The organism is Candidatus Dormiibacterota bacterium, assembly GCA_035635555.1.
In the GTDB taxonomy this organism is placed as follows: domain Bacteria; phylum Acidobacteriota; class Polarisedimenticolia; order Gp22-AA2; family Gp22-AA2; genus Gp22-AA3.
Genome location: DASQAT010000050.1, coordinates 1 through 11,423, shown reverse-complemented (window position 1 = coordinate 11,423; position 11,423 = coordinate 1). Strand labels below are relative to the sequence as shown.

General features: G+C 65.3%; 10 protein-coding genes and 1 tRNA gene. All 11 read left to right on the top strand.

Translation table 11 applies throughout. The features are described 5' to 3' along the window. Window positions 1-187: elongation factor Tu (gene tuf, locus VEW47_15630; protein ID HYS06609.1), on the top strand; the 187-nt coding region annotated here is incomplete at its 5' end. Further along, the gene (gene rpmG, locus VEW47_15625) at window positions 187-336 is read left to right on the top strand and encodes a 50S ribosomal protein L33 (GenBank protein ID HYS06608.1); all 150 of its coding nucleotides are present in this window, start codon (window positions 187-189) and stop codon (window positions 334-336) included. The genes tuf and rpmG, both read left to right, overlap by 1 nt. A 15-nt stretch (window positions 337-351) precedes the next feature. Continuing rightward, window positions 352-428, top strand: a tRNA-Trp gene (locus VEW47_15620). Window positions 429-462: 34 nt separating this feature from the next. After that, on the top strand, window positions 463-663 hold the full coding sequence (gene secE / locus VEW47_15615) for a preprotein translocase subunit SecE (protein ID HYS06607.1): 201 nt from the start codon (window positions 463-465) through the stop codon (window positions 661-663). A 14-nt stretch (window positions 664-677) separates the two neighbouring features. Then, complete coding sequence (nusG, locus tag VEW47_15610) at window positions 678-1,208, top strand: transcription termination/antitermination protein NusG (GenBank protein ID HYS06606.1); 531 nt, start codon at window positions 678-680, stop codon at window positions 1,206-1,208. Between the two features lie 31 nt (window positions 1,209-1,239). Continuing rightward, window positions 1,240-1,668: a 50S ribosomal protein L11 gene (rplK, locus tag VEW47_15605; protein HYS06605.1), complete on the top strand. Its 429-nt coding sequence runs from the start codon at window positions 1,240-1,242 to the stop codon at window positions 1,666-1,668. Then, on the top strand, window positions 1,665-2,363 hold the full coding sequence (gene rplA, locus VEW47_15600; protein ID HYS06604.1) for a 50S ribosomal protein L1: 699 nt from the start codon (window positions 1,665-1,667) through the stop codon (window positions 2,361-2,363). Before rplK ends, rplA begins: the two co-directional genes overlap by 4 nt. Window positions 2,364-2,372: 9 nt before the next feature. Further along, window positions 2,373-2,927: a 50S ribosomal protein L10 gene (gene rplJ / locus VEW47_15595; protein HYS06603.1), complete on the top strand. Its 555-nt coding sequence runs from the start codon at window positions 2,373-2,375 to the stop codon at window positions 2,925-2,927. Window positions 2,928-2,978: 51 nt separating this feature from the next. Further along, window positions 2,979-3,371 (top strand): 50S ribosomal protein L7/L12, encoded by a 393-nt coding sequence (gene rplL, locus VEW47_15590; GenBank protein ID HYS06602.1) that lies wholly within the window; start codon window positions 2,979-2,981, stop codon window positions 3,369-3,371. A 172-nt stretch (window positions 3,372-3,543) separates the two neighbouring features. Next, entirely contained in the window at window positions 3,544-7,866 is a 4,323-nt protein-coding gene (gene rpoB, locus VEW47_15585; protein ID HYS06601.1) for a DNA-directed RNA polymerase subunit beta, read from the top strand. Between the two features lie 26 nt (window positions 7,867-7,892). Continuing rightward, a partial coding sequence (gene rpoC / locus VEW47_15580) for a DNA-directed RNA polymerase subunit beta' (GenBank protein ID HYS06600.1) occupies window positions 7,893-11,423 on the top strand: 3,531 nt, incomplete at its 3' end.

Below are 11,423 nucleotides of genomic sequence, written 5' to 3'. Positions count from 1 at the left end.
CCGGACGACGGACGTGACGGGGGTATCGACGCTGCCGTCGGGCGTGGAGATGGTGATGCCGGGGGACAACGTGGGACTGGCCATTGAGCTGATCACGCCGATCGCGATGGACAAGGGGCTGCGCTTCGCGATCCGCGAGGGCGGCCGCACCGTCGGCGCCGGCACGGTCACGGAGATCGTTCAGTAATGCGCGACCTGATCACGTTCCAGTGCAGCCAGTGCAAGAGGCGGAACTACGTCTCCACGAAGAATCGCAAGAAGACGACCGAGAAGCTGGAGTTCAAGAAGTTCTGCCGCTGGTGCCGGTCGCACACGGTGCACAAAGAGGCGAAGTGAGGGGGCGGCCCGTCCAGGCCAGTAGCTCGAACGGCTAGAGCGCCGGTCTCCAAAACCGGATGTTGGGGGTTCGAATCCCTCCTGGCCTGCCAGGCGCGTGCAGGGATGTGTTGACACGGGAGCCGCATGAACTGGTGGACGAGGGCACGGACGTTCCTGGTCGAGGTACGGTCGGAGCTGAAGCGCACTTCGTGGCCGTCCTGGATCGAAGTGCGCGGCACGACGACCGTCGTCATCGTGACCGTCTTCGTCTTCGCGCTGTTCCTGTGGATCGTGGACACCGTGCTGTTCCACATGGTCAGCTGGGTCTTCACGCACGCAGGTTGAGGGCGATGACGGGCATGGCGAAGCTGTGGTACATCGTGCATACCTACTCAGGCTATGAGAACAAGGTCCGCGAGAGCCTCAAGCAGCGCACGGAGGCGCTCGGGATGGACAACGACATCGGCGAGATCCTCATCCCGACCGAGGATGTCGTCGAGATGCGGGACGGCGCGAAGGTCATCTCCAAGAAGAAGTTCTTTCCGGGATACGTGCTGATCAACATGGAGATGAACGACGCCACCTGGCACGTCGTGAAGAACACTCCCAAGGTGACCGGCTTCGTCGGCTCGGGGCTGAAGCCGACGCCGCTCACGCAGGAGGAAGTGGACCGCATCATCAACCAGGTCTCGGTGGCGGCGGAGAAGCCGAAGCCGAAGTTCCACTTCCAGAGGGGCGACCAGGTCCGCATCGTGGACGGGCCGTTCTCCAACTTTTCCGGGATCGTGGACGAGGTCAATCAGGACCGCGCCACGCTGAAGGTGATGGTGACCATTTTCGGGCGGTCGACGCCCGTCGAGCTCGACTTCCTGAAGGTCGAGAAGCTCTAAGGCCCGTCAAGGGCGTCGAAGGACACGGCTCATGGCCAAGAAGATCGTCGGCTACGTCAAGCTGCACATCCCCGCCGGCAAGGCGACGCCGGCGCCGCCCGTCGGCCCCGCGCTGGGCCAGCAGGGTGTCAATATCATGGACTTCTGCAAGAACTTCAACGCGCAGACCGCCAAGGCGGGCGAGGGGATGATCATCCCGGTGATCGTCACCGTGTACGCCGACCGGTCCTACACCTTCATCACCAAGACGCCGCCCGCGAGCATCCTGCTCAAGAAGGCGGCCGGCCTGGCGAAGGGCTCGGGGGTCCCCAACAAGGAAAAGGTCGGCAAGGTCACCATGGGCCAGGTCGAGGAGATCGCGCGCACCAAGCTGCCGGACCTGAACACCGAGAGCCTGGAGTCGGCCATCCGGTCGGTCCTCGGCACGGCCCGCAGCATGGGGATCGAGGTGACCACATGAAGCGGCACGGCAAGAAGTACGCGGCGGCCAAGGAGCAGGTGCCCGCGAAGCCCTGCTCGCTGGACGAAGCGATCCCCCTCCTGAAAAAGGTCAAGTACGCGAAGTTCGACGAGACGCTGGAGCTGGCGCTCCTGCTGGGCGTGGACCCGAAGCACGCCGACCAGATGGTCCGGGGCACCGTGATCCTGCCGCACGGCAGCGGGGCCTCGAAGAAGGTCCTGGTGATCGCGACCGGCGAGAAGATGAAGGAGGCGGAGAAGGCGGGCGCCGATCACGTCGGTGGCGTCGAGATGGTGCAGAAGATCCAGGAAGGCTGGCTCGATTTCGACGCGGTGGTCGCCACGCCGGACACCATGAAGGACGTCGGCAGGCTGGGGAAGATCCTCGGACCGAAGGGGCTCATGCCCAACCCGAAGACCGGCACGGTCAGCTTCGACGTGGCCAAGGCCGTGCAGGAGATCAAGGCGGGCAAGGTGGAATTTCGCGTCGACAAGACGTCGATCATCCACGTCCCGTTCGGGAAGTCGTCCTTCGAGGAGAAGAAGCTTCTCGACAACGCCCGGGCGCTGGTGGCCGCTGTGCTGCGCGCCAAGCCGCCCACGGCCAAGGGAAAGTACCTGCGCTCGGCCTACGTGTCGAGCAGCATGAGCCCGAGCGTCCGGCTGGACCTCGGCAGCCTTGAAGCGCTCGCGTAGGAGAGAGGGATGAACAAACAGGAGAAGACCCAGGAGATCGAGGCGCTCAAGAGCGCGCTCGAGTCCCGCCCGCCGACCTTCGTGCTGGCGTACCGCGGACTGAGCGTGAACCAGGTCTCCGCGCTGCGCAAGAAGGTGCGGGCGACCTCCTCGCGGTACCGGGTGGTCAAGAACCGCCTGGCGCTGCGGGTGATCAAGGGCACGCCGTACGAGGGTCTGGCGCCGCACTTCGAGGGACCGACCGCGATCGCCTACAGCAGCAAGGACCCGGCCGCGCTCGCCAAGGCCCTGGAGGAGTTCACCAAGGACAATCAGGGCTTCCAGATCAAGGCGGGACTGATCGACGGGCGGGTGGTCGATCCCCAGGCGATCAAGACGCTCGCCTCTCTGCCGTCGCGCGAGGTGCTCGTGGCGCGCCTGCTGTCGGTTCTCAACGGTCCGATGGTCCGCCTGGTGACGGTGATGAAGTCTCCGGCCCGCGGCCTGGTCCGGGCCCTCGACGAGATCGCACGGAAGAAGACGCAAGGGGACGCGGCGGCGCCCGCTGCTACACCCGCGCCCTGAAAGGGAACGCCCCGATTCACGAAACGAAGCGCTTGGATTCAGGAGGACAGAATGCCCGCGATTACGAAGGACGACGTCAAGAACTACCTGAAGGCGGCCCCGATGCTCGAGGTGGCCGAGCTGGTGAAGGAGCTGGAGAGCGAATTCGGGGTCTCGGCCGCCGCCATGCCCATGATGATGGCGGGCGGAGCGATGGCCGGCGCCGCCGCCGCTCCCGCGGCCGCCGAGGTCAAGGACACGTTCGACGTCGTCCTGACCGAGGTGGGCGACAAGAAGATCAACGTCATCAAGGTCGTCCGCGAGGTCACCAGCCTGGGTCTGAAGGAGGCGAAGGACCTGGTGGACGGCGCGCCGAAGACCGTCAAGGAAGGGGTGTCCAAGACGGAGGCCGAAGACATCAAGAAGAAGTTCGCCGAGGCGGGGGCCAAGGTCGATCTGAAGTAGGCGGCGTCCTCGTGCCGTACGTTCCACACGATTCCCGGCCGGCCGCAGGTCCGGTCGCAGGGTGCCGCGCCCTCGCGCGGCCCGGGAGTCGACTCCGTGAAGCCATTGAACAGGTCCGCCCGCGCACGGGACGCGTCCCGCGCGCCGGGGGGAAGGGGGCCTCTTGACCCAGATGACGAGTGAAGAGCAGTCCATCCCGACGAACGGCAACGGCCGCGAGCGCGTCAATTTCTCGAAGATCCACACCGCCATCCCGATCCCGAATCTGATCGAGGTGCAGAAGCGGTCCTACGAGCGCTTCCTGCAGATCTACACGGCGCCGGCGGATCGCGAGGACACGGGGCTGCAGGCGGTCTTCAAGTCGATCTTCCCGATCTCCGACTTCCGGCAGACCTGCTCGCTCGAATTCGTCGAGTACACCATCGGGAACTGGGAGTGCAAGTGCGGCAAGCTGGAGGGTCTGGAGCACCTCCGGATCACTTGCGTCAAGTGCGGCAAGAAGACCATCTCCCAGAACCCGAAGGCGCCGCGCCACACCTGCCCCGACTGCGGCTGGGCCAACGAGAACCGTGTCGACCACTGCGAGATGTGCGGCGACCCCGTGTCGCTCAAGTTCAAGTACGACGTGGCGGAATGCCAGGAGCGCGGCATGCACTTCACCGTCCCGCTCAAGGTGAAGATCCGCCTGGTGGTCTACGAGAAGGACTCGGCCTCGGGGAACAAGGAGATCCGCGACATCAAGGAGCAGGAGGTCTATTTCGGCGAGATCCCGCTGCTGACCGAGAACGGGACGTTCATCATCAACGGCACCGAGCGCGTCATCGTGTCGCAGCTGCACCGGTCGCCGGGCGTGTTCTTCCAGTCCGACGACCAGAAGAAGGTCTGGATGGCCAAGGTCATCCCGTACCGCGGCTCCTGGCTCGAGTTCGAATACGACGAGAAGGACCTGCTGTACGTGCGCATCGATCGCAAGCGGAAGTTCCTCGGCAGCGTCGTGCTGCGGGCCCTGGGCATGAAATCGGACGAGGAGGTGCTGCGCCGGTTCTACCGCGCCGAGACGATCGTCGTCGAGAACAAGAAGCTGGCCTGGCGCGTGTCGTCCGGACTCGTCGGGCACCGCGCCCGGGCGGACGTGACCGATCGGAAGGGCAAGGAGACGGTCGTCGCCCGCGGCAAGAAGATCACCCCGACCCTCGTCGCCGCGCTGGAGAAGGCGGGTGTCGAGACGGTGCCGATCGACCCGGAGGAAATCGAGGGGGCCTACGCCATCGCCGACATCGTCGACACTCGTTCCGGTGAGATTCTGGGGGAGGCGAACGAGAAGGTCGGCGGCAAGGCGATCGACGACATCATCGCCCGGGGGCTGTCGTCGTTCGAGGTGTTCTTCCCGCTCGAATCGGAGATCGCCACCATCCTGACCGACACGCTGCGCAAGGATCCCGTGAAGACTCCCGAGGAGGCGCTGGTCGAGATCTACCGGCGCCTGCGGCCGGGTGATCCGCCGACGCTCGAGGGCTCCCGGACGCTGTTCAACGGAATGTTCTTCGACGGGAACCGCTACGACCTGTCGCGCGTCGGGCGCCTCAAGATGAACACCAAGCTCGGGACCAGCTTCCCGCTGGACCAGCGCGTGCTCGCGGTGGACGATTTCGTGCTGGTGCTGAAGTACCTCCTCGGCCTGCGCAAGAATCCCGCCGGGGTGGATGACATCGATCACCTGGGGAACCGCCGCGTGCGGGCCGTCGGCGAGCTGCTGGAGAACCAGTTCCGCATCGGGCTGGTGAGGATGGAGCGGGCCATCAAGGAGAAGATGTCGGTCTACCAGGAGATGACCACAGCCATGCCGCACGACCTGATCAACGCCAAGCCGGTCATGGCGGCCATCCAGGAGTTCTTCGGGTCCTCGCAGCTGTCGCAGTTCATGGACCAGACGAACCCCCTGTCCGAGATCACCCACAAGCGCCGCCTGTCGGCGCTGGGCCCGGGCGGTCTGTCGCGCGAGCGCGCCGGGTTCGAGGTGCGCGACGTCCACCCGACTCACTACGGGCGCATCTGCCCGATCGAGACGCCGGAGGGGCCGAACATCGGCCTCATCTCGTCCCTGTCCTGCTACGCCCGCATCAACGAGTTCGGCTTTATCGAGTCCCCCTACCGCAAGGTCGAGAAGGGGGTGGTCATGGACTACTCCCGGATCACCGCCAAGGGGGATTCGCCGTACGAGCTGGGTCAGGTCGTGGAAAGCTCCGAGCTCGAGAAGGCACTGCGGCCCCTGCGCAAGGCGGGCAAGAAGGTACGGCTGCCCGACCACGAGCCGCACCCGTTCTACCTGACCGCGTGGGAGGAGGACAAGGGGGTCATCGCGCAGGCGAACGTGCCGGTGAACGAGGACGGCCGCATCGTCGAGGAGAGGGTCACGGCGCGCGTCGCCGGCGAATCGAAGTTCGTGCACCGTGACGAGGTGCAGTTCATCGACGTGTCGCCGAAGCAGCTGGTCTCCGTGGCGGCGTCGCTCATCCCGTTCCTGGAGAACGACGACGCCAACCGCGCCCTCATGGGCTCGAACATGCAGCGCCAGGCGGTGCCCCTGATCAAGGCGGAGGCCCCGCTGGTGGGCACCGGCATGGAGCAGATCACCGCCCGCGATTCCGGCGCGGTCGTCAGCTGCCAGCGCGACGGCATGGTCGACTACGTCGACTCGCAGCGCATCATCATCCGCGTGTCCGGCGAGGGGTACGGGCTGAAGGGGCGCGAGAACGAGGACTTCGGGGCCGACATCTACAACCTCACCAAGTTCAAGCGCTCGAACCAGAACACCTGCATCAACCAGAAGGCCGTGGTGCAGGCTGGGCAGAAGGTCAGGAAGGGGGACGTGCTGGCGGACGGTCCCTGCACGGAGCACGGCGAGCTGGCGCTGGGGCGCAACGTTCTCGTGGCGTTCATGCCCTGGCGGGGCTACAACTTCGAGGACGCCATCCTGGTCTCCGAGAAGATGGTCACGGACGACTACTTCACCTCGATCCACATCGAAGAGTTCGAGATCGAGGCGCGCGATACCAAGCTCGGGCCGGAGGAGATCACCCGGGACATCCCGAACGTGTCGGAGGACTTCCTCAAGGACCTCGACGAGTCGGGCATCATCCGCATCGGCGCCCACGTCCGCCCCGGCGACATCCTGGTCGGCAAGGTGACCCCGAAGGGAGAGACTCAGCTCACGCCCGAAGAGAAGCTCCTCCGGGCGATCTTCGGAGAGAAATCCGGCGACGTGCGGGACGCGTCCCTGACGACTCCCCCCGGGATCGAAGGGACCGTGGTGGACGTCAAGATCTTCTGCCGCAAGGGCGTCGAAAAGGACGGCCGGGCGCTGCAGATCGAGCAGGAGCAGATCGCCCGGATGGAGAAGAACCTCAACGACGAGATCCGCATCCTGAAGGAGGAGAACCGCAACCGCATCACCGAGATCCTCCTCGACAAGAAGCTCGTGGCACCCCTGACGGAGAAGCGCAAGAAGAGGGAGCTGCTGGCGAAGGGGACGGCTCTCGATCGCGAGGTCATGGCAAGGCTCACGGTGGACGACCTCATGCGCGTCGAGGTGGACTCCCGGAAGGGCGAGGTGGACGAGATCCGCGAGATCGAGGAGCGCACCGAGCGCAAGATCCAGATCCTCAAGCGCCTGCACGAGGAGAAGATCGCCCAGCTCAAGAAGGGGGACGAGCTGTCGCCGGGCGTCATCAAGCTCGTGAAGGTCTACGTCGCCATGAAGCGCAAGCTGTCGGTCGGGGACAAGATGGCCGGCCGGCACGGGAACAAGGGGGTCATCGCCCGCATCCTGCCGCAGGAGGACATGCCGTACCTGCCCGACGGCACGCCGGTGGAGATCGTGCTCAATCCGCTGGGCGTTCCGTCGCGCATGAACGTCGGGCAGATCCTCGAAACGCATCTCGGCTGGGCGGCGCGGGCGCTGGGTCTGTACTTCTCGACACCGGTGTTCGACGGCGCCTCGGAGAAGGAGATCAAGGACTATCTCAAGAAGGCCAGCCTCCCGGCGACGGGCAAGACCGTGCTGTTCGACGGCAAGTCCGGGGATCCCTTCGACCAGAAGGTCTGCGTCGGCTACATCTACATGATGAAGCTGTCGCACCTGGTGGACGACAAGATCCACGCGCGCTCCATCGGACCGTACTCTCTGATCACCCAGCAGCCCCTGGGCGGCAAGGCCCAGTTCGGAGGCCAGCGCTTCGGCGAGATGGAGGTCTGGGCGCTCGAGGCGTACGGCGCGGCCCACATCCTGCAGGAGCTCCTGACCGTCAAGTCCGACGACGTGTACGGGCGCACCAAGATCTACGAGGCCCTGGTGAAGGGAGAGACCACCGTGGATCCGGGGCTCCCGGAATCCTTTAACGTCCTCGTGCGCGAGCTGCAGAGCTTGTGCCTGGACATCGAACTGCGGGCCGGCACACAGAACGAGCCCCCGACCGCGGGAGGAGACGCTCGATGAGACCCTACACCGAAGGGTTCCGCCCCATGAGCAAGAGCTCCCCCTTCTCGGACAAGGCCCGCACGATCAACGATTTCGAGTCGATCCGAATCTCCCTGGCCTCGCCGGAGAAGATCCGCTCCTGGTCGTACGGCGAAGTGACGAAACCCGAGACGATCAACTACCGCACCTTCAAGCCCGAGCGCGACGGTCTGTTCTGCGCCAAGATATTCGGCCCCGTCACCGACTGGGAGTGTCTGTGCGGCAAGTTCAAGAGGATGAAGCACAGGGGGGTGATCTGCGACAAGTGCGGTGTCGAAGTCACCCAGAGCAAGGTGAGACGCGAGCGCATGGGGCATATCGAGCTCGCGTCCCCGGTGAGCCACGTCTGGTTCTTCAAGGGACTGCCGAGCCGCATCGGCCACCTGCTCGACATCTCGCTCCGCGACCTGGAGCGCATCCTGTACTTCGAGGCGTACGTCGTCGTCGATCCCGCCGACGCCCCCCTCGAGGAGAAGGAGCTCCTCACGGAAGAGCGCTACAGGAAGCTGCGCGAGGAGAACGGCGACAAGTTCATTGCCAAGATGGGCGCCGAGGCGATCAAGGAGCTCCTGCGGCGGGTGCGCGTCGAGGAGCTCGCGCTCGAAATGCGCGCCAGGATGAAGACCGAGACCTCGACCCAGAAGCGCCTGAAGTTCGCCAAGCGGCTCAAGGTCGTCGACGCCTTCCGCAAGTCGGGGAACAAGCCGGAGTGGATGATCCTCGACGTGATTCCGGTCATCCCGCCGGAGCTGCGGCCCCTCGTGCCGCTCGACGGCGGTCGCTTCGCGACGTCCGACCTGAACGATCTGTACCGGCGCGTCATCAACCGCAACAACCGGCTGAAGAAGCTGCTCGAGCTGCGCGCTCCGGAAGTCATCATTCGGAACGAGAAACGGATGCTTCAAGAGGCCGTGGACGCCCTGTTCGACAACGGGCGGCGCGGTCGCGTCCTGCGCGGCACCAACAACCGGCCCCTGAAGTCGCTCTCCGACACGCTCAAGGGGAAGCAGGGCCGGTTCCGCCAGAACCTCCTGGGGAAGCGCGTCGACTATTCGGGCCGCTCGGTCATCGTCGTCGGGCCCGAGCTGAAGCTCCACCAGTGCGGTCTGCCGAAGAAGATGGCGCTCGAGCTGTTCAAGCCGTTCATCTACAACAAGCTCGAGCAGGAGGGGCTGGTCTCGACCATCAAGGCGGCCAAGGAGATGGTCGAGCTTCAGAAGCCGAAGGTCTGGGACTTTCTGGAGGAGGTCATCCAGGAGCACCCCGTTCTCCTCAACCGCGCCCCGACCCTTCACCGTCTCGGGATCCAGGCGTTCGAGCCGGTCCTCGTCGAGGGGAAGGCGATCAAGATCCACCCGCTCGTCTGCACGGCGTTCAACGCCGACTTCGACGGTGACCAGATGGCGGTTCACATTCCGCTGTCGCCCAAGGCGCAGATCGAGGCGCAGATCCTGATGCTCTCGACGCAGAATCTGCTGTCGCCCGCGAACGGCCAGCCGGTGGTCGTGCCGACGCAGGACATCGTGCTGGGCGTGTACTACCTGACCAAGCACAAGCAGGGTGCCAAAGGCGAAGGGCGCGTCTTCGGGTCGGCGGACGAGGCCCTCCTGGCGCTCGATCTGGGCGAGGTCGATCTCCTGACGGCGGTGCGCGTGCGCTATTCGGGCGAGCTCATGGACCTGACGACGGTCTACGACGACCAGGACGTGCTGCACACCGAGATCCAGATCGTCGAGAAGCAGCTGATCTCCACCACGATCGGCCGGATCCTGTTCAACGACCACCTGCCCGAGGGGGTGCCGTTCGTGAACGGCCTCCTGAAGAAGAAGGGCCTGGGCCAGCTCGTGCAGTTCTGCTACCTGCACTTCGGCAACGAGAAGACCGTGAAGATGGTGGACGAGCTGAAGACCCTCGGCTTCTACTACGCGACCCGTGCCGGGGTGTCGATCGGCATCGACGACATGGTCGTCCCGGCCAACAAGGAGCGTCTGGTCGAGGAAGCCCGCCGGTCGCAGGACGCCGTGGAGAACGAGTACAAGGAGGGCGCCATCACGCCCGGGGAGCGGTACAACAAGGTCATCGCCATCTGGTCGGACGTGACCGAGAAGATCTCCGACGCGATGTTCAAGCAGATGCAGGAGATCGACAACTCGGGCGGCGAGTTCAACCCGATCTACATGATGGCCGACTCGGGTGCCAGGGGATCCAAGCAGCAGATGCGTCAGCTGGCGGGGATGCGCGGACTGATGGCGAAGCCCTCGGGCGAGATCATCGAGACGCCGATCACCTCCAACTTCCGCGAGGGGCTCAACGTGCTGCAGTACTTCATCTCCACGCACGGGGCCCGCAAGGGGCTGGCCGACACGGCCCTCAAGACGGCCGACTCGGGCTACCTCACCCGGCGCCTGGTGGACGTGGCGCAGGACGTGATCATCACCGAGGACGACTGCCAGACCATCGAGGGGATCTACGTCACCGCGATCGTCGAAGGGGGCGAGGTCATCGAGACGCTGCGTGACCGCCTCATCGGCCGCGTGGCGATGGAGGACGTCTACGATCCTCTCACCGGCGACCTGATCATCCGGGGGAACGAGGAGATCAATGAAGACGTCGCCGGTCAGATCCAGGCCGCGGGGCTCGAGAAGGTCAAGATCCGATCGGTGCTCACCTGCGAATCGCGCCGGGGCGTGTGCGTCAAGTGCTACGGGCGGAACCTCGCCACCGGCCGGTCGGTCGAGCTGGGCGAGGCGGTCGGCGTGATCGCCGCGCAGTCGATCGGCGAGCCGGGCACGCAGCTGACGATGCGCACCTTCCACATCGGTGGCGCGGCATCGCGCACCGCGGTGCAAAGTCACGTCGAGGCCAAGTCCTCCGGCACGGTTCGCTTTACGCCGACCATGCGCTATGTCAGCAATGCCAAGGGCGACAAGGTGGTGATCTCGCGCTCGGGCGAGATCATCATTGCGGATGACAACGGCCGCGAGCGCGAGCGCCACAAGGTGCCTTACGGCGCCACGCTGCAGGTCAGCGACGGCGACAGCGTGCGCGCGGGCAAGACCCTCGCCAACTGGGACCCGCACCACCGGCCGATCATTACCGAGTACGCCGGAACGGTGAAGTTCGAGCACGTCGAGGAAGGCTCCACCGTCGCCAAGCAGATCGACGACGTGACCGGCCTTTCCACCCTCGTCGTCATCGACGCGAAGCGCCGCACCACGGCCGCCAGCAAAGGCCAGCGGCCCTCGGTCAAGCTGATCAACGAGGTGGGCGAAGAAGTGCGCATCGCCGGTACTGACCACGCGGTGAACATCAGCTTTCCGGTGGGCGCGGTGATCGCGGTGCGCGACGGCCAGCAGGTGCAGGTCGGCGAAGTGCTGGCGCGCATCCCGCAGGAAGTCTCGAAGACGCGCGACATCACCGGCGGTCTGCCGCGGGTGGCGGAGCTGTTCGAGGCGCGTTCTCCCAAGGACGCGGGCATCCTCGCCGAGGTGACCGGCACCGTCAGCTTCGGCAAGGACACCAAGGGCAAGCAGCGC

Excerpts from the sequence above, each read along its gene's own strand:
- secE (HYS06607.1), top strand. The coding sequence starts at position 463 with ATGAACTGGTGGACGAGGGCACGGACGTTCCTGGTCGAGGTACGGTCG.
- nusG (HYS06606.1), top strand. The coding sequence starts at position 678 with ATGGCGAAGCTGTGGTACATCGTGCATACCTACTCAGGCTATGAGAAC.
- rplJ (HYS06603.1), top strand. The coding sequence starts at position 2,373 with ATGAACAAACAGGAGAAGACCCAGGAGATCGAGGCGCTCAAGAGCGCG.
- rplL (HYS06602.1), top strand. The coding sequence starts at position 2,979 with ATGCCCGCGATTACGAAGGACGACGTCAAGAACTACCTGAAGGCGGCC.
- rplA (HYS06604.1), top strand. The coding sequence starts at position 1,665 with ATGAAGCGGCACGGCAAGAAGTACGCGGCGGCCAAGGAGCAGGTGCCC.
- rpoB (HYS06601.1), top strand. The coding sequence starts at position 3,544 with ATGACGAGTGAAGAGCAGTCCATCCCGACGAACGGCAACGGCCGCGAG.
- rpmG (HYS06608.1), top strand. The coding sequence starts at position 187 with ATGCGCGACCTGATCACGTTCCAGTGCAGCCAGTGCAAGAGGCGGAAC.
- rplK (HYS06605.1), top strand. The coding sequence starts at position 1,240 with ATGGCCAAGAAGATCGTCGGCTACGTCAAGCTGCACATCCCCGCCGGC.